The organism is Marinilabiliales bacterium (assembly GCA_007695015.1).
GTDB lineage: Bacteria > Bacteroidota > Bacteroidia > Bacteroidales > PUMT01 > PXAP01.
Genome location: REEN01000081.1, coordinates 1 through 19,216 on the forward strand (window position 1 = coordinate 1; position 19,216 = coordinate 19,216).

The 19,216-nt window shown below is 47.7% G+C and carries 19 protein-coding genes; 9 read left to right on the forward strand and 10 right to left on the reverse strand.

All coding sequences use genetic code 11. The annotated features are described in order from the left end of the window. The first annotated feature begins 81 nt into the window (after positions 1-81). Positions 82-1,005: a sugar kinase gene (locus EA408_11695; GenBank protein ID TVR70098.1), complete on the forward strand. Its 924-nt coding sequence runs from the start codon at positions 82-84 to the stop codon at positions 1,003-1,005. 170 nt (positions 1,006-1,175) lie between these two features. On the opposite strand, the gene EA408_11700 is transcribed toward EA408_11695, so the two are convergent. The 10 genes from EA408_11700 to EA408_11745 all read right to left on the reverse strand — a co-directional run bounded on the left by EA408_11700 (position 1,176) and on the right by EA408_11745 (position 10,624). Beyond that, positions 1,176-1,790 carry a deoxynucleoside kinase gene (locus EA408_11700; protein TVR70099.1) on the reverse strand — a complete coding sequence of 205 codons (615 nt, stop codon included), beginning with the start codon at positions 1,788-1,790 and terminating at the stop codon, positions 1,176-1,178. A gap of 90 nt (positions 1,791-1,880) precedes the next feature. Beyond that, the gene (locus EA408_11705; GenBank protein ID TVR70100.1) at positions 1,881-2,720 is read right to left on the reverse strand and encodes a hypothetical protein; all 840 of its coding nucleotides are present in this window, start codon (positions 2,718-2,720) and stop codon (positions 1,881-1,883) included. A 10-nt stretch (positions 2,721-2,730) separates the two neighbouring features. Beyond that, entirely contained in the window at positions 2,731-4,248 is a 1,518-nt protein-coding gene (locus EA408_11710) for a hypothetical protein (GenBank protein ID TVR70101.1), read from the reverse strand. A 91-nt stretch (positions 4,249-4,339) separates the two neighbouring features. After that, entirely contained in the window at positions 4,340-4,978 is a 639-nt protein-coding gene (locus EA408_11715; protein TVR70102.1) for a SagB/ThcOx family dehydrogenase, read from the reverse strand. Between the two features lie 132 nt (positions 4,979-5,110). Then, a complete protein-coding gene (locus tag EA408_11720; GenBank protein TVR70103.1) occupies positions 5,111-5,347 on the reverse strand; it encodes a thioredoxin family protein in 237 nt (78 codons plus the stop codon). Between the two features lie 302 nt (positions 5,348-5,649). Beyond that, positions 5,650-5,952 (reverse strand): ArsR family transcriptional regulator, encoded by a 303-nt coding sequence (locus EA408_11725; GenBank protein ID TVR70104.1) that lies wholly within the window; start codon positions 5,950-5,952, stop codon positions 5,650-5,652. 70 nt (positions 5,953-6,022) lie between these two features. Continuing rightward, positions 6,023-6,745: a DNA repair protein RecO gene (recO, locus tag EA408_11730; GenBank protein ID TVR70105.1), complete on the reverse strand. Its 723-nt coding sequence runs from the start codon at positions 6,743-6,745 to the stop codon at positions 6,023-6,025. Between the two features lies 1 nt (position 6,746). After that, positions 6,747-9,065: a hypothetical protein gene (locus EA408_11735; protein ID TVR70106.1), complete on the reverse strand. Its 2,319-nt coding sequence runs from the start codon at positions 9,063-9,065 to the stop codon at positions 6,747-6,749. Positions 9,066-9,167: 102 nt separating this feature from the next. Then, complete coding sequence (rdgB, locus tag EA408_11740) at positions 9,168-9,779, reverse strand: RdgB/HAM1 family non-canonical purine NTP pyrophosphatase (GenBank protein TVR70107.1); 612 nt, start codon at positions 9,777-9,779, stop codon at positions 9,168-9,170. Positions 9,780-9,787: 8 nt separating this feature from the next. After that, positions 9,788-10,624 carry a universal stress protein gene (locus EA408_11745; protein ID TVR70108.1) on the reverse strand — a complete coding sequence of 279 codons (837 nt, stop codon included), beginning with the start codon at positions 10,622-10,624 and terminating at the stop codon, positions 9,788-9,790. 141 nt (positions 10,625-10,765) lie between these two features. On the opposite strand from EA408_11745, the gene EA408_11750 reads away from it, so the two are divergent. The 8 genes from EA408_11750 to EA408_11785 all read left to right on the forward strand — a co-directional run bounded on the left by EA408_11750 (position 10,766) and on the right by EA408_11785 (position 18,658). Further along, entirely contained in the window at positions 10,766-12,355 is a 1,590-nt protein-coding gene (locus EA408_11750; protein ID TVR70109.1) for an adenylate/guanylate cyclase domain-containing protein, read from the forward strand. An 82-nt stretch (positions 12,356-12,437) separates the two neighbouring features. Then, positions 12,438-13,457, forward strand: a complete 1,020-nt coding sequence (locus EA408_11755; GenBank protein TVR70115.1) for a branched-chain amino acid aminotransferase — start codon at positions 12,438-12,440, stop codon at positions 13,455-13,457. Positions 13,458-13,567: 110 nt separating this feature from the next. Next, positions 13,568-14,443: an FtsX-like permease family protein gene (locus EA408_11760; GenBank protein ID TVR70110.1), complete on the forward strand. Its 876-nt coding sequence runs from the start codon at positions 13,568-13,570 to the stop codon at positions 14,441-14,443. A 35-nt stretch (positions 14,444-14,478) separates the two neighbouring features. Continuing rightward, entirely contained in the window at positions 14,479-14,748 is a 270-nt protein-coding gene (locus EA408_11765; protein ID TVR70111.1) for a DUF3098 domain-containing protein, read from the forward strand. Between the two features lie 141 nt (positions 14,749-14,889). After that, a complete protein-coding gene (locus tag EA408_11770; protein TVR70112.1) occupies positions 14,890-15,672 on the forward strand; it encodes an undecaprenyl-diphosphate phosphatase in 783 nt (260 codons plus the stop codon). Positions 15,673-15,681: 9 nt separating this feature from the next. Next, positions 15,682-16,380, forward strand: coding sequence for a tRNA pseudouridine(55) synthase TruB (truB, locus tag EA408_11775; GenBank protein ID TVR70113.1), 699 nt, complete (start codon positions 15,682-15,684; stop codon positions 16,378-16,380). Between the two features lie 80 nt (positions 16,381-16,460). Continuing rightward, positions 16,461-17,510: a tRNA preQ1(34) S-adenosylmethionine ribosyltransferase-isomerase QueA gene (gene queA / locus EA408_11780; protein TVR70116.1), complete on the forward strand. Its 1,050-nt coding sequence runs from the start codon at positions 16,461-16,463 to the stop codon at positions 17,508-17,510. A gap of 224 nt (positions 17,511-17,734) precedes the next feature. Further along, positions 17,735-18,658 (forward strand): DUF3078 domain-containing protein, encoded by a 924-nt coding sequence (locus EA408_11785; GenBank protein TVR70114.1) that lies wholly within the window; start codon positions 17,735-17,737, stop codon positions 18,656-18,658. Positions 18,659-19,216: the final 558 nt, after the last annotated feature.

Sequence of the window (19,216 nt, forward strand, 5' to 3'; positions counted from 1 at the left end):
CCGGACAAAAATCCGGCGAAGTTGCATGGGAGCGGTATTGGGCGGTTAACAGGAGACAGTCGAATTTGCAAACAAAATATCATGGAGCTATTAGTAGTAGGAACAGTTGCATTTGATGCCATAGAAACACCTTTCGGGAAAACAGACAGGATAATAGGAGGAGCTGCGACGTATATCGGACTGGCAGCATCATATTTCACGCGCGAAATTGGAATAATATCGGCGGTGGGCGGTGACTTCCCCGACGAATACATTAAGATGCTGAATGAGCATGGCGTGGATACCGGGGGACTCGAAATAAGGGAAAACGAGAAGTCATTCTACTGGTCGGGACGCTACGATACTGATATGAACTCGAGGGAGACACTTTTTACACGGCTCAATGTAATTGAAAATTATAAACCGGTAGTGCCCAAATCTTACCAGGGATCTGATATATTGATGCTGGGTAACCTGGAACCCGGCATACAGATGTCGGTGATCGAACAGATGAAAACCCGTCCCCGGCTTATCGTTCTTGACACCATGAACTTCTGGATAGAACATACCCCTGCCTACCTCAACAAAGTGATCCGCATGGTCGATGTTCTTGTCATAAACGATTCTGAGGCAAGGGAGCTTTCGGGTGAATACTCCCTGCCAAAGGCTGCGAAAAGGATCCTCAGGATGGGTCCACGGTTCCTGATAATAAAAAAGGGCGAGAACGGCGCACTGCTGTTTGGCGATGACCAGGTATTCTTCGCACCCGCCCTTCCTCTCGAAGATGTGTTCGACCCCACGGGGGCCGGAGATTCTTTTGCCGGCGGTTTTACCGGGTACCTGGCGCATTCGGGCGATATTAGTTTTGAGAGCATGAAAAGCGCCATTATAACAGGTTCGGCTATGGCATCATTCTGTGTAGAGAAGTTCGGCACAGAAAACCTTGTCAGGCTTGATGAAGGCATGATAAACGAAAGAATTGCCCGGTTCGCCGAACTGGTGAGGTTTGACCATAAAACAGTTTAATCCGGCGAGGGACTGAGGGCGCCGGGCGAGTGCAACCGGCACAACCCTGCGGGAGCCTGCAGGCGCCTGGTGAGGGCAGCCGGCACAACCCGGCGAGTGACTGCGGGCAACGAGGGGACACTACAACCGGAAAAATTCTGCGAGGGACTGAGGGCAACAGGGCCAAAGGTTCAGAACAACCCGAAAAGCTCGGCATCGACCTTATCGATCACCTTGCTGAGGTGTTCATTCTTTTCGGGGAACTTGATGTTATCCACATCGATCACCATCATCCGCCCCAGGTTATAGGAGGCGATCCACGCTTCATACCTTTCATTGAGCCTTTTGAGGTAATCAAGCCTGATGTTGTCTTCATACCTGCGGCCCCTTTTCTGGATCTGGTGCACGAGGGTTGGCACCGAGGCCCGGAGGTAAATAAGAAGGTCGGGGGGCTGCACGAGCGAGCTCATCAGGTTGAACAGGGTGAAGTAATTCTCGAAATCCCTTGTCGACATCAGCCCCATAGAATGGAGGTTTGGAGCAAAGATATAGGCATCTTCGTAGATGGTCCTGTCCTGTATAACCGTACCGCCCTGCTTGCGGATCTCCAGCACCTGGTTGAAACGGCTGTTCAAAAAGTAAATCTGCAGGTTGAACGACCATCTCTGCATATCTTCATAAAAATCATTCAGATAGGGGTTATCATCTACATCCTCGTAATTAGCCTCCCACTTATAGTGTTTGGATAGTAATTCTGTAAGGGTGGTTTTCCCGGAACCTATATTACCGGCAACTGCAATATGCATAAAGAAAAGGTTTTATAGTGCCGTTACGCAGCGCGCGCCCGGCCTGAACATATTTATTTACCAACTAAATTAATACTTTTTTGCGTAATATCACCGGAATCGGTATACATGGATCCTTCCCTCCGAAAGAACATACAGCCTGTCGGGCTGCAGCCTGGCATCGTCGGCAACAATTTCTCCGGGCAGTTCCAGCTTCCCCTTCTCCCCTGTTTCAATATTCATGACTGCCATTCCACCCTCCCCGAACCAGATAATCCTGTTACCCGAAACCTGGAACCGTACAGGTCCGTCATAGGGAACGGTCCTCAGGTAAGAAGCATACCTGTCAAATACGAGTATTCCCTTTCGGGGGATGTGCAGGAAAAGGCGGTTCTGCGATTCGGTCATGTAAACGGGTTTTTCTCCGCCCCCCGTTATATTACTTATTATGATGCTGCGATGTGTATTGCGCAACTGCTGATCAAAATATACAAGCCGGTGCTCCCTGTCGCTGAACACCCATAGTCCGCCGCGGCCGGAGGTACAGGCCAGCAAAGCCTGCTCTATTCCAAGTTCTGAGAAGTTCAGGGCCGGCCTGAGCGGGGTGAGATTATTGTCAAGAAAACGGGCAAAGTTGAAATCCCTGTAGAAGAGCAGCAGTTGCATCGGGTTGGACACATCGGCCGATGTGACGGGACTGGTGGGAAGCGGACTGTATTCAACCCGGCGGCCTGTTGCGGCATTTATCCTTATAATACGGTGGCCGTCTATAAAATAGATGTTTTCCAGGTGATCGGTGTAAAAATGAGATGAAGGGGCGGTATGTGAGGCTATAAGCTCAATTTCCGGATCCATGCCTGCATGATGCTGCCCCGATCCAAAGATGACAGGTGCTGCAATTAACTGCTGCATCAGTATTAAGCCTGCTATGAGCCAGTAACTTACAGGCATAGTGTCGTTTTTAAAGCTTTTGGTTGATCTTCAGCAACTCATCAAGGTACTGCCTGTTGTTGGCAAGGCGCGGCACCTTGTTCTGCCCGCCAAGCTTGCCCTTCTTCTTCAGCCATTCATAGAAAAGACCGCGTTTAACACTGTGTATCAGAGGCGGATCGAGAGTTATGTCCTTGTACCTCTTTGCCTCATAATCGGAGTTCAGTGACTGGAGGGCATTATCAAGCATGGCCGTAAAATACTCCATGTTCTCCGGCTCAACCTCAAACTCGATAAGCCATTCGTGGGCCCCCTTGGATGTATCGCTCATAAAGACAGGACCCGCAGTGTAATCGCTTATCACAGCGCCGGTCTTTTTGCAGGCTATCCTGAGGGCATTTTCGGCATTATCTATGATAAGCTCTTCACCAAAGGCATTTATATAATGTTTGGTCCTTCCCGACACCTTTATCTTGTGGGGATAAAGCGAGGTAAAAATTATGGTGTCGCCTATGATATACCGCCACAATCCACCATTTGTCGATATGACCAGCGCATAATTCCTGTTTTTTTCAACTTCGCCTATTGCCAGGGTCCTGGGGTTTTCATTGTCCAGCTCCTCCATGGGGATGAACTCGTAGTAAACACCATAATCAAGCATCAGCAGCATATCGTCCCTGTAAGGCTCATCCTGGATGGCAAAGAACCCTTCAGAGGCATTGTACGTTTCGAGGTAGTTCATGGAGGGAGAAGGGATAAGCTTTTCAAACTGCTCACGGTAGGGCAGGAAACTTATCCCGCCGTGGATGAACAGCTCCAGATTGGGCCATATCTCCAGCAGATTGGATTTACCACTCTTCTCAAGCACATATTTCAGAAAAACCAGGTTCCAGGAGGGGACTCCCGACATGCTGGTTACATTCTCATAAAGTGTATCCTCGTAAGCTTTTTCAAGCTTTTCCTCCCATTTATCGAGAAGGGCGATCTTTGTCTGGGGCGTTCTGATAAAGCTGACCCAGAACGGTGCATTTTCTATCAGTATGGCCGACAGGTCGCCGTAATAGGACTGGCTATTGAAGTTGTTGACCTGGTGGCTGCCACCAATTGTAAGTCCCTTCCCCGAAAATATGATCGTTTCGGGGTTATTCTTGGTATAGATGGCCAGGACATCCCTGGGCCCCCTGAAATGGCAATCTTCAAGGGCCTCGTCGCTTACCGGTATGAATTTGCTTTTATCACTGGTGGTGCCCGATGACTTGGCAAACCACCTGATAACTCCCGGCCACAGGATGTTCTCCTCGCCATTCCTGAGCCGGTCTATATATGGCCTGACATCATCATATGACCCTAATGCCAGCCGCGACTTGAACTGCTCTTCTGAATCTATGGATTTGAAGTCATGCTTCTTTCCAAATTCCGTGCCGGCGGCTGCCCTGAGCAGCTTGACCAGCGTTTCGCGCTGCACCTCTTCTGGGTGTTTCTTCAGGAAATCTATCTGGTGAATCCTGCTGGTGTTGAACCACGTTATCAGTGACGGGATAAGTGCCATAAAACTGTGTTATCTTTACTAAAGCCTGTGTATCTGAAATGCAAAGATAATACTGTTTAAGCAAAATTTTTCTTAACCCAATTTATATAATCTATTGCGGATACCCCATTGTTTGCGACAGCACAACTCTCTGGCCAGGCCTCAGCCTGAACACTTCTCTCATCTTATCCCTGTCTACCTGTCCAAGTACACATGTCCCCAGACCTTCGGAGGCACAGAACAGGTAAACGTTCTGTGAGATGAAGCCCACATCGGTGGCAGCATAAAAATCCCTCACCTCATCACTTGCACCGGGCATACGGTCATAATCGGCCACAAAGATGAGAGTGAGCGGGGCAGTGTGGACAAAGTCCTGACGGCCTGCATACTCCCTTCTGTCCTGGTTGCTCTTTTTAAGCAGGGCATGCTTTTCTGCATCATAAACATACCATCCTCCGGCAGTTACAACGTAGATGTCAAATTCCCTCCAGTCGCGGGCAGTAGGTGCTGTCCGTTTACCGTCCTCCCTGTTAATACCGAAGGCGGCCCACAACAGGTTTGAGATGGTCTGTATATCCAGCTCCCTGTCAGTGTAATCTCGAAGAGTCTGGCGGTTGTCGAGCGCTTCGAAAAGCGGCATTCCGCCACTCCTTTGGGGCTCAGGAAGTGTTACCGTTTCAATGACCTGTGAAATAACCGGGGCCACTGAAAACAAAACGATTAACAATGTAACTGAAATTTTTCCAGGCATAGCTTATTGTTTTTAATTAATAAACTGAGCATTTATTTCCTCTGATCTCCGGGGTGCCCTGGTACCGGCTTTTTAACCAATTGTATTCGCTGCAGACTGCAGGCGCCAGGCACAACAGGCTTGTAAGATCTTTCAATCTCCCGTCAGCAGCTTCTTAATCTCTTTTACGCCTGCAATCCTTCCTTTCAGAACGACCTTTCCGTCAACAACAAGAGCCGGGGTCATGGTAACTCCGTATTTCATTATCTCCATCATATCATCAACTTTGGTTACACCGGCTTTTAATTCAAGTTCCCTGACAGCTGTTTTTACAGCATCTTCAAGTCTTTTGCATTTTGCGCATCCCGGACCTAAAACTTTGATCTCCATATCCAGATATTTTGATTGTTATACAATGTTTGCCCCTGTATCCGGATGCCGGTTTGCGGCGGTAACGGTTTGCGACGATGCCGGTACCGGCCGGATAATAAACAGGTTAATTAGTTTCGTAAAATTACGAACAATAATTAATATTGTCAAGGGCGGAAACACTGGCATAACCAGGTATGAGCTATCAACGTCAATGACACGGACATTGGTATAACCAGGTATCAGCCAGTATCGTCAAAAGCGGGGACACTGGCATAAATAAACCGTTCGTCTATCCTGCGGTGTTGTTCGCATTGGTTGGATCAGGGCGTGATAAATTCCCGCAGCAAACTTTTCGCTTCCTCCCAGTTTGCACGGTTAAGGCAGTATTTGATCCTGGGGGGCATTATCTCACCCTGGATCAGGCCGGCTTTCTTCAGCTCCTTCAGATGCTGTGAGAGTGTTGATTTGGCAATCGGCAATTCCTGGGCAAGGTCGCCACTGTAACAGCAGGTCTGCTTCCTGAGAAGGTCTATTATGTAGACCCTTACCGGGTGTCCCATGACCTTTGCATACATTGCCAGTTTTTTTTGATTCTCTGAAATATAATCCTTTCTGTCGTCCATAATTCTCATTTTGTTTTATCAAACTGCCGTCTGCCTTAATTCTTAATCAGGCAATGCCGGTCTGTCATTATTAAAAAACCTCTCTCAGTACGGGGAGCGATTTTATCTGCCCCATACCCGGCAGATGGTACCGGTAAAAATCGAGCATACCGGTTATAAGCTCGTTCCTGAGCTCAGAGTTAAGCTTCAGGCTATCCATATTTTCAAAAGAACATCCCATAACACCGGCAAAATGCCGGCTGGCAGGGGGAGCAATAAAGCAGGGCTGTAAAGGCTGTTTTTCGATAAACACTGCATTCTCCATATCGAAGTACTCCCTTGTGCGGTTATAATTGTTACGCGGATAGAACCCCAGGTGCCTGGTCAGCCCCATCAGAAAAAGCAAATGAAAATTTGCATGACCGCTGTCTGAGAGATCGAGTATCTTTATCGCATTTACCAGAAAGGTGAACATGGCCGGATTGGCCTCCTGCTCCTGCAAAGTCCTGTACAGCACCTCGGCCACGAAGATCGCCACAGCATTCTTCACGGGGTGTCCCGATATCCCGGCAAGAGTCTCATGAAGCCTCATCTCCTTAATCCTTTGCAGCTCCCTGCTCTGTTTGATGTAAACCTCCATCTCGAGGATTGACAGATGGTGAAGCAGGTTGATCCTGACTGTCCCCTTCTTGCTCCTTGCCCCGTTCACCATAAAGGCCTGCCGGCCGAACCCCTCGGTATATATATGGGAAATGACACTGTTGTCAGTGTACCTGATGTTATGAATTACGATGCCCCTTGTTTTGTGTATCATGTCAGTGAATAAACATCAGCTTTGTCACATGGGACTGCATGCCGTCGGGCGAAGAAACAAAGATCAGGTATATACCCGTACTCACCCTCTGTCCCCTGACATTAAGTCCGTCCCACACAGCCTGGCCCCCAAGCGACACTGTTTCATATATCAGGTTGCCGCTTATATCAGTGATCTTGACTATCGAATTTTTTACCAGTCCGGTAATGGTTACCGGTCCGTCATAGCTTTCCCTGACCGGATTAGGGAAAGCATATACATCTCTGAATGAGCCGGGCGATTCCGTAGCCTTACCCCTGAATGATACCGTTCCCGCCGAAGTGCCGATAAAGACCTCGCCCGAGGCCGGATCAACCGAGATGTCGGTTACCGAATTTGAGAGTAACGGACTGTTACTGGTGGTGAAATGATATATCTGATCCCTTCCGTCGGACGATACAAGGAACGCACCCGACTTTTCGGTCCCGAACCATTTCCTGTTGGCGCCATCAACAGCAATGGCCGTAACCGTTTCGTTATTCAACAAGTAGCCTCGCTCCTCATCCCTGGCACCCTCAACAACGATGCGGCGGGCAGGAAAGCTGCCCTCGTCAAAGACCCTTTCGGGGATATAATATACAACGACACCTATGTTGGTTCCCACCCAGATATTACCGTTATGGTCTTCGGCGATTGAAAAAACCTCATTGCTTATTCTCCTGTTATCCTCATCAACTATACTCAGCCTGCGGTACAGGTCGGCCGACCGGTCCTCGCTGTAGGGATCGGCATCAAACACAAACAGTCCGCCACCCCTTGGAAGCAGCATCCATTTATGTCCGTGCCGGTTGATAATTATCCTGCCTGCCTGGCTGTGGTTTGTAATTCCTCCGTAAGGGAAAGATAACCAGCTGCCGTCGTTCCTTAGCACTGAGACCAGATCAGGAACACCTGAGTTTGTAACCCACAGATTATTGTCCTTATCAAAGGCCATTCCTCCTATCCTGATAAAATTATCGCCGGGAATGATCGACCTGAGGGTGCTGTTACCCTCGTTGTATCTTGCATAAAGGTTGCCCTCACGGTATTCGGTCAAACCGTAACCCCAGGAAGCCACATATTTTATTTCCGGATCGGACGGATGCTCCTTCACAAAAAGGATATCATGGATATCCCAATCAATATTGAATGAATACGATTCCTCACTGAAAAAGGTGTACTCGCCTCTTTGCCAAAGGTTTGTATGAGCAGCATCGCGCCCTCCGGCAGTAATATAGGTCCTGCCGGGATATGATTTGATTGAAAAGACCCTGTTGGAATATGGCCCCGGGGGGACCAGTATCCGGAAATTATCACCCCTCACCCGTATCAGTCCGTGACTCCTGTCCGCCACCCATATTTCCCCCTCACTATCAACCTCAACATCCCTCACTGCAAGTCCCCAATACCCGTAGTCATCAATCTCCCTTACAAGGGTGTTTCCCTGACCGTACAGAAAAAGCCGGTCATTGTTGAACATGGCAAGATGCCCGCCCGAAACCCTGACCCCCAAAGGAGTGGAGGATGGTGAACCGAATTGCTCAAATGACTCGCCTGTTATCCTGAAGCACTGATAATTCCCGGGCCTGCTCATCGATACAGCATAGAGTGAACCTTCGAACAGTGCGACTGACAGATAAATTCTCGTATTGCCGGGAAGAAATGAGAGATTCTCCCAGTATGAAAAATCAAGGAGGTTCGGAGCGTCAACAGAAGCCCTGTATAACCCCGAAGATGTCGCCGCGTAGATAAACTCTCCGTCAAATTCCATGTCATTGATCGACAGCCTTGCGCCGGCACCGCCGAAAAAATATGTATCCCTTATCTCATGCCGGTCCAGATCAAGCACCACTGCCCCGAAATTACATGAAAGGTAGGCCAGGCTGCCGGCTATCGTAATGTTGTTTATCCTCTTGCTGCCAGCAACATTGCTGCGCATGATATCAGGAATATTGATGATCCTGTTCTCGGCAACCAGATCAACATTCCCGTTTGCATAGCCTATTACGAGGACTCCTTTCTCTTCAGCCCATCTCATGGAGCTGATGTCAACATCTGAAAGGCCATGGACGCGGGAAAGCTTGGAAAGACTGCGGTCATCCTTGTTATAAACGGTTATGCCCGCCCCGGCAGAAGCATATACAATATCACCGGCTACCGCTACATGGGTAGTGCGGATATATGAAATATGATCCCTCCATGCCCCAACCGGAATCTGTGCACCGGCAAGACAGCCTGTAAGAAAAATTATTATCGCAGCACTGAGTCGCTTCATCAGTCCGAGGTTAATATCATCCTGCAAAGTTATCAAATATTGCCCGGCTCTTCTGCCGGTGCCGGTATTTTAATCCCAAAGTGCCCGATCAGATCACTGCCGGCCAGTTGATCAAATTAAACCGGAAGATCAGTAATCCCGAAGTTCTGTGAGAAATGATACCAGCTTCCTGAATGCGATGGCGCGGTGACTTATCCTGTTTTTTTCACCCAGGCTCATCTCGGCGAATGTACGGGAACTCCCTTCGGGGACAAATACAGGGTCGTAGCCAAAACCTTCAGCACCCCGTCTCTCATCAATGATCATTCCCGGGGCGACGCCCTCAAAAAGATGTTCAGCGCCATCAAGCACCAGCGAAATGACGGTCCGGAACCTCGCTTTCCTGGAATTTTTATCCTTCAGCAGGCGAAGAAGCTTGTCAATGTTGGCCACGGTAAGTTCACCGCGACTCCCGAACACTGCATTGCCGTCAAGTTCGGCATACCTTGCCGAGTATACGCCAGGTTCATTGTTCAGAGCTTCAACCTCAAGTCCGGTATCATCGGCAAAGCAGCTGACTGAATACCTGTTATAAATAAAAAAGGCCTTTGCTGAAGCGTTCTCTTCAAGGGTAGGGTTAGTTTCGGGTATATCACCCTCAAAGCCAATATCCTTAAGACTCCTGAGTCTGAAATCTGAACCCAGAAGATCTTCTATCTCCCTCAATTTACCCGGATTGTTTGTGGCAAAAACAAGTTCCATCTGAAAGATCAGCCGCCCATGGCCGTAAATCCGCCGGTGGAAATTCCGATACGCGGATTGATGCACATCACGGGAATCTTTGCGCTGTTGGCAATAATATATTGCTCGTCAGCTCCCATCACATAATCGGCCAGACCAATATTCTTGGTGGTCATTGTGACAATCATGTGGGCATTGATCTTAACCGCATATTCAATCGTCTCCTTTGCAAACGATTTTTTTCCCTCTGCGATTATCATGTCGAACTTAACATGCTTCTGTTCAAGTATTTTTCTGGCGAAAGCAATATTTGCATTCAACCCTTTTACAAGCCTCTTATCAGACTTTTTGGGTTTGATGATATGAATTTTTGAGTTGAAATGCTTATAGAGGTATACTATCCAATTGAGCTTCTCTTTATCTTCCTTGCGAAAATCGATTGGCAGAACTATGTCTTCAAAATTGTTATTTTCAGGAGGCGACTGAACAACGACGAAGGGAACCTTTGAACTGACAATCACCTTCAGGGCCCAGCTGCCGGTCAGCTTCTGCATACCCTTCATGCCGTGTGTTCCCATCACTACCATCTCGGCATCAATCTCATCGGCAATTTCACCAATACTGGTAAAGATATTGCCTTGCCTGACGATCGTCTTGGGCTTTATGCTGTATTTTTTGAATGCCTCAACAGCATATACATCAAGTATTCCCTTGAGCTTCCCCTCCTCTTCTTTCTTCTTTGCTATATGAGCAAGGTAAATAGGGTTGCCGTCAATCTTTGCAATTTTAACGGCGTGTTCAAGGGCATATTCCGCAACCTGGGTAAAATCCCAGGGCACCATTAATGGCTTGACTGTGCTTCCCATAATCAGATAATTTTAATTGGACCAATAAAACTATAAAAATATAAAAAATCAGAAATATGCAGCCCTGTTACAGGTCCTATTTTATAACCTTTTTGACAAATCGACGTAAAAACAGGATAATCAGACCTGTCCGCGAAAAAGATGATATCAATACTATTTGCTGTAGTATACAAAGCTAACACTTTATTTTTAAGTCTGCCGCTGCCTGAACCAGGCGATGCCGGCAGCGCCCTTTCAACACAAACCGGCCCTGCCCTGTCTGTTTCCGTTACCAGCCTCATTTCATTACCTCCCTGGCTGACCATTCTTGCCGGAATCACCCTTATTCTGCTGGTCTTATATATTCTGGCACGCAAGGACCTGCGTTTTGCCAGATTGAGATTCAAGCTTGAGGGTATAATTCATGAACGCACCGAAGAGCTTCTGAGCCAGAAGGAAAAAGTTGATGAACTTCTTTCCAATATGCTGCCAAAAGAAACAGCATCACAACTGAAACTGACAGGAAAGGCAAGCAGCCGCAAATACAATATGGTAACTATTCTGTTCAGCGACATTGAAGGTTTTACCCGGATTGCCGAGCAGATGAACCCCGAGATCCTTGTCGATGAACTTGACAAGTTCTTTTTCCATTTTGACGCCCTTGTCGAGGAATTCAACATAGAAAAGATAAAAACCATCGGTGATGCCTATATGGCTGCGGGCGGAATACCCGATGCAAACACTACAAACCCTGTTGACGTTGTTCTTGCCGCCATCAGGATTATGCAACACATGAAGAGGCTAAAGGAGGAAAAGGAAAACTTCTGGGATCTTCGCATAGGGATTCATACGGGCCCGGTAATTGCCGGAGTGGTAGGACAAAAAAAACTTTCCTTCGACATTTGGGGCGATTCTGTAAACACGGCCAGCAGGATGGAATCATCAGGTGAGACGGGCCAGATAAACATATCGGGAAGCACATTCGAATATATAAAGGATTTCTTCGTGTGCGAGTACCGGGGTAAGATGCCGGTTAAATACAAAGGCAACATAGATATGTACTTTGTGAAGGGTTTCAGGCCTGAATACTCGGTCGACATGAAAGGAGAAGAACCCAACCGCCGGTTTTTTACAAAACTGCAGTTCCTGAGGCTCAGAGATCTTGAAGAAGAATACCTGGCGATAATGGAGGATGAGCTGCCAGCGGCTCTTTGCTTTCACAACCACAAGTATTGCGTTGACCTCCTTACACGCTGCGACCTGCTTGCAGGCTCAGAACAGTTGTCTGAAGAAGAAAGACTGGCGGTACGTACAGCAGCGCTGTTCGACTGCTACAGCTACATCAGGGGATACAGCGAAAGGGATGGCTATATTGACCAGCTTTCGCGCGAGGTGTTCATAAGGAATAAATATACCGAAAAACAGGCCAGGGATATTTGCGACCTGCTGAAGGCGCCCCTTTTCCCACCCACGGCCGGCAGTATGCCAGGGATGGTACTCTCCGACGCCCGGCTTGCATTTATAGGGAAACCAGGTCTGAAAGTAAATGCAGAAAAGCTATATGAAGAGATGAACTCTTATGGCATGGTCTCCTCCAAAGAGGATTTTATTAAAAACATGGCGCGGCAACTAAAAAGTTTTGAATTTTATACCCTGACTGCCCGGAAGCTCTCTGAAGTTAGTCCCCGCCACCAATCCGAACTGCTGACAGAGAAGAATGGCCAGTCCGGCAAAACAACCAGCCAGCCGTAACTCCTTTGGAAGAGACTCAGGGTTCCTTTTGCCATTGGCGATTATTTATATTATGATTAAATTTGGCGGAAAAACAGGCACTATGGAAAATACTGACTGGAAAAACCTTCCGTTCGGATATGTCAAAACCGATTACAACGTACGTTGTTACTACAGGAACGGTAAATGGGGTGAGCTGGAAGTCACTTCTGCCGAGCATATTAACATCCATATGGCCGCAACCTGTCTTCATTACGGGCAGCAGGCCTTCGAGGGAATGAAAGCCTTTATGGGTAAAGACGGAAAGATCAGACTTTTCCGCTGGCAGGAAAATGCAGCCAGGATGGTTGGGTCGGCTGAAGGTATCTACATGGCACAGGTACCCGCAGAGCTTTTCAAAGAAGCGGTGGTAAAAGCCGTGCTCATGAACCGGCATTTTGTTCCCCCGCACGGAACCGGTGCCGCGCTGTATATTCGTCCCCTTCTGCTCGGCACGGGGGCCCAGGTTGGCGTCAAACCGGCAAACGAGTATATGTTCATGGTTTTTGTGACTCCGGTAGGACCATACTTCAAGGAAGGTTTCAACCCGGTCAAAATAGCTGTTGTAAGGGATACCGACAGGGCAGCCCCGCTGGGGACCGGACACATAAAGGTGGGAGGCAACTATGCCGCCAGCCTGCGCGGGGTAATGCGCGCCATTGATGCAGGTTATGGCTCACCCATGTACCTGGATGCAAAGGAGAAAAGATACATAGACGAGATAGGCGCCGCCAATTTCTTTGGAATTAAAGACAACACCTACATTACGCCTAAGTCCGACTCAATACTGCCATCAATTACCAATAAAAGTGTAATGACGATTGCAGAAGATATGGGACTGAAAGTGGAGCGCAGGCCGGTTGCCTTCGATGAGCTTGAAACCTTCGAAGAGGCCGGCGCATGCGGGACAGCAGCCATCATTGCACCGATAGGCGAGGTACACGACCTGGAAACAGGTAAAACAATAAATTATTGCAAAGACGGGAAGCCGGGGCCAATCTCAACGGCGATATATAAAAAGCTGCTCGGCATACAGTTTGGTGATGAAGAAGACAAGTTCGGATGGACAGAGGTTATTGGCTGACAGGTTATGCAGACCGGCGCGGCAATCAGCAACAAGAAGCCGCGGCAATCAGCAACCCGGTGGCAGCGCCTCCAGCAAACAGGAATCTCCACCATCATAAGTAACCAGAAATGAAGAAAGATCCAAAAGTCATCAAGAGGAGGCTGAGAAGCTCCTATTTCATTTCCATAATTAGTATATCACTGTTGCTATTTATGGTGGGACTTATGGGATTCCTGGTGCTCAACGCACGGAACCTTTCCGAATATGTTAAGGAGAACATCAGCTTTTCAGTGATCCTTGACGAGGAAATAAAAGAGGTTGACATCATAAGGATCCAGAAGAACCTCGATGCGGCCCGGTATGTCAAGTCGACCAGGTACATCACCAAAGAGAGGGCCGCCAGTGAGCTGGAAGACATGCTGGGAGAGGATTTTATCAGTTTTCTCGGGTATAACCCGCTGTCGCCCTCAATAGAGGTGAACCTGTTTGCAGCCTGGGCCAACCCCGACAGTATAGCCGTGATAGAAAAAGACATCGAGCAGTTCCAGGATGTTCAGGAGGTGTACTACCAGAAATCGCTCGTACACCTTGTCAATGAAAACATAAGGAGGATAAGCATTATCATCACGGCTTTCAGCCTGATGCTTTTTCTCATATCCCTGTCGCTCATCAACAACACCATAAGGCTTTCGGTCTACGCAAGAAGGTTCATCATTAACACCATGAAGCTCGTAGGTGCCACCAACGCGTTCATAAGAAGGCCCTTCCTCGCAAGGAGTGCTGCGCACGGACTATATGCAGCAATACTGGCAAACGGACTGATGTTTGGGCTTATCTATACTGTTCAAAAAGAGTTTGCCGATCTTTTCGGGTTCCATGACCTGCAAACGATCGGACTGCTGTTTCTGTCAATAGTAATTCTTGGGATAATAATAAACTGGATATCGACCTTTTTTGCTGTAAGCCGGTATCTGCGCATGAAAACTGACGACCTCTACTATTAGAAGGCAAATTATGCAAATAAACTATATAATAATTAATGGCAAAGAAAAAGAAAGAACCGGCAAAGTCCTTTGATTTCCCCTTCGCAAGGGAAAATTACAGGCTTCTGATCATTGGAGTGGTTATAATAGTTGTTGGCTTTATCCTGATGATCGGCGGCGGGTCTGACGACCCTGAAGTCTTCAATCCCGAAATATTCAGTTTTCGCCGCATAACGCTGGCACCACTGGTTGCTGTATTTGGTTTTGTATTCATTATCTACGCCATAATGAAGAAGCCAAAGGAAGACGACCATGAAAGTAAATAACCCCGGCGCCTGTGGGCAGACAACATAACGTTATCACTGACACGTTTCCCCTTAACCCCGGTCGAAGCCGGCCGGGCAGCAAAACTGTTATACCAAGACAATAGATCATATCAATTTTAATATTTCAAAAAACATTATTTCATGACCTGGTTAGAAGCATTGATTATGGGACTGGTGCAGGGACTTACTGAATTCCTGCCCGTAAGCAGCAGCGGCCACCTTGAATTCGGAAAAGTGGTACTTGACATAGAGGCAAAGGAAAACCTGACCTTCTCAATTCTCGTACATGCCGCTACAGTACTGAGCATTATTGTCGTATTCTTCAAAGATCTGCGGCAACTTGCCACGGGTTTCCTGAAATTCGAATGGAATGAAGAAACAATATACGCCTTCAAAATAGCCGTCTCCATGATCCCGGTCGCCATAGTCGGGATATTTTTCATGAGCGAGGTAGAAAGCGTTTACACAGGAAACATAGTATTTGTAGGCAGTATGCTCCTGGTAACAGCAAGCCTGCTGCTGCTTACTTACCTGGCAAAGTCCAAAGACAAGGACGTGACCTGGCGTGATGCCTTCATTATGGGAATTGCCCAGGCGTTTGCAGTGCTTCCCGGCATCTCGCGTTCAGGAGCAACCATTGCGACAGGGCTCTTACTGGGTGTACGAAAGGACCTGGTAACCAAATTCTCATTCCTTATGGTGCTGGTGCCGATCATCGGCGCTACATTCTTCGATATTATAAGAGATAGCGACCCTTCACAGGTCACCATCGGCACAGTCCCACTTATCATAGGTTTTGTCGCGGCATTTTTGTCGGGACTGTTTGCATGCAGGGTAATGCTCAACGTAGTCAGGAAAGGTAAATTGATTTATTTTGCAATATATTGTATCATAGTGGCTTTAACTGCCATTTTCCTTGGTTAATAATAACGGATGACTGTTCCAGAAAAAGACACAAGCCTGCTGACCGGCGGCATAATTTTGATAAACAAGCCCCTGGGGTGGACATCCTTCGATGCCGTCAACAAGATAAGGTCGGTGCTTAGAAAATATTACGGCATACGCAAGATCAAGGTGGGTCATGCGGGGACACTTGATCCGCTGGCGAGCGGACTAGTAATAATCTGTACCGGCAGGATGACCAAGGAGATAAGCAATTTCCAGTCTATGGAAAAAGAGTATGTTGCCGAATTCATGCTGGGCAAGACCACGCCCTCGTTCGACCTGGAAACTGAAATCGACGGCGAATACGGGACAGCGCACATTACAAGGGAACTGATTGAAAGGGCGCTTGAAAAATTCAGGGGGGAGTTTGACCAGGTACCACCGCTGTTCTCGGCCAAGTTCATTGATGGGAAAAGAGCTTACAAGAGAGCCCGCAGGGGAGATGACATTGAGCTGCCTGCTGCCAGGATAAGCATCAGGGAACTGGAAATCGAACATTTTGACCTGCCGGCGCTAAGATTGCGGATCGCCTGCAGCAAAGGAACGTATATCAGGTCTCTGGCAAGAGATCTGGGCAGGGAACTTGGCAGCGGCGCATACCTTTCATCGCTCGAAAGGACAAGAATTGGAGAATACCGGCTTGAAGATGCAGTTTCTCCCGAACAATTTCAAAAAATTTACGCATAAATAGAACAAAACAGGCGTTATTACGTATAAGAGGCTCTTAATAGTAAGAGCTGGTTAAGCAGAAAATGATGATGGAGAGAATGAAATTATCACGTTACAAGTACAACCTTCCAGAAAGTCTTATTGCAAAACATCCATCAGAGAACCGCGACGAATCGCGTCTGATGGTACTTCACCGGGACACCGGGAAAATTGAGCACAGGATCTTCAAGGAAATAATGGATTATTTTGACGACCAGGATGTTATGGTCTTCAATAACACCAAGGTTTTCCCCGCCAGGCTTCTTGGGAACAAGGAAAAAACCGGGGCCGAGATCGAAGTGTTCCTGCTCAGGGAACTCAACAGGGAGCAGCGTTTATGGGACGTGCTGGTAGACCCGGCCCGCAAGATCAGGATCGGCAACAAACTCTATTTTGGCGAAAATGATGTGCTGGTAGCCGAAGTGATCGACAATACAACTTCTCGTGGCAGGACCCTGCGCTTTCTCTACGACGGCCCCTACGAAGAATTCAAGGAAACACTCTACAACCTCGGCGAAACCCCTTTGCCGAAATTTATAAAGCGCGAGGTTGAGCCGGAAGACCGGGAACGGTACCAGACCATCTTTGCAAAACATGAGGGCGCCGTGGCAGCGCCTACTGCCGGCATGCACTTCAGCCGCGAACTGCTTAAGCGCCTTGAGATCAAGGGCGTTAATTTTGCAGAGATCACTCTCCATGTCGGACTTGGCAACTTCCGCACTGTCGACGTTGAAGACCTGACTAAACATAAAATGGACTCTGAAAGAATTATCGTAACGGAGCAAGCAGCCAATACAGTTAACGAGGCAAAAGAAAAAAGGAAAAACATATGCGCAGTAGGTACCACCGTACTGCGCACCCTTGAAAGCGCCGTATCAACAACCGGCTTACTGAAGCCATATGACGGATGGACCAACAAATTTATCTTTCCCCCTTATGAACCACAGGTTCCGGACTCAATGATATCAAACTTTCATCTGCCACTTTCAACAATGCTGATGATCGTATCATCCTTTACCGGATTTGACCAATTGTTCAAGGCATACAAAGTGGCCATCAAGGAGAAATACCGGTTCGGCACCTACGGCGATGCCATGCTGATCCTTTAATTCCAACAAGTGCCCCCAAAGCATAATGATTTGCGCCTGGCTGCGAAATCATGCAAAAATTGCAATTCCCCGAAAGGGTAATACTATTAATCAAAAACCGGCTTTAAAAACCGGTTTTTTGCTTTGGCCTGCAAATATTTTAAACAATTCCGGATTAAAATTCTTTATTCAATTTTGAATTACAAATCCCAGGGGACAACCCCTGTCAAACAAAAACCATTATCATGAAACGAACATTGTTTACAATCTGCCTCGGAATACTCGCCACCACCCTTGCAACGGCCCAGGTAACCGAAGTCGAATCAGACCTTCTCGACATTGACGAAGAAATTGAAGACGGCTGGCAGACCGGGGGACTTTTCTCCCTCAGTTTTTCACAGATATCGCTCACCAACTGGGCTGCCGGCGGACAGAATTCCCTTTCGGGGAACAGCATAGTGAGCATGTTTGCCGACTACCGGCGTGGATCCATTTCCTGGAACAACTCCCTCGATCTGGGCTACGGCCTCCTCAAGCAGGAAGACGAAGGCGTGAGGAAGAATGATGACAAGGTCGACATTGTTTCGAAAGCCGGTATGAGGGCCGCGGAAAACTGGTTCTATGCCGGGCTTGTCAACTTCAGGACACAGATGGCACCAGGTTACAGGTACCCCAACGACTCGGTCGCCATCAGCCGTTTCCTTGCACCCGCTTACCTTCTCGGGGCCATTGGTATGGATTACCAGCCCGATGACAGGTTCACACTTTTTTTAGCCCCCTTAACGGGGAAGTTAACGCTCGTGACCGACCCTGACCTTTCGGCCCAGGGAGCTTTTGGCGTCGACCCCGGCGAGAAGACCTATGCCGAATTCGGAGGATACCTGCGCGCCCAGTACCGCCGCACTATTACAGAGAATATCTCGGTCAGGACCAAGATCGACATCTTCTCCAACTACCTTGAAAAGCCGCAGAACCTCGACATCAACTGGGAGGCCCTGGTCATGATGAACGTAACCCGTTATATAACACTAAGTTTCGCCACCCACCTCATTTACGACGAATCGGTCATGATACCATACGATTCAACCGGCGACGGGGTAGCCGACAAATCCGGCCCGAAGGTCCAGTTCAAACAACTTCTGGGTGCAGGGCTGTCGTACAGGTTTTAATCTGCTGAAATTGCCATCACTGTAATAATAAAGCTGTGCAATTTCGGATTTTAAACAGGTTTTAATCGACTGAACTGTACGCTGATGTTGTCCTGAAGCTGTGCGATTGCGGCTCCAATCCCGTATTAGTCCCCTGAAACCAGCCGTTAGCAGGTGGTAAGCAACCATTTATCAAAAAAACCGGTCATACAAATATGGCCGGTTTTTTTAATGCTGTTTTGCGTTCATTTTCTGGCACTTGCAAAAACAATTTTATTTTAATATAAATAGATCAATATCATAACCTTTACGGGCTTTTTTCGTAGAAATAACTACATAAAACACAGGCATATTGACCTTTAACCATTTTTCTTATCATCACTTATTTCCCTTTTAAGAAAAATCACAGCTCAATTACCTGTAAATATCAGCGCGTTACAAGAACCATGATCATTGTAATATCGCTGAATTATTGATATTTTGTGCGGTTAATTGTTGATAGTGGCGTTAGAGTTTGAAAATAGGCGGCAAGACCGTTTGCACAGGTCCACTCCCACCCCCCCGGGGGGTAAGGGGGAG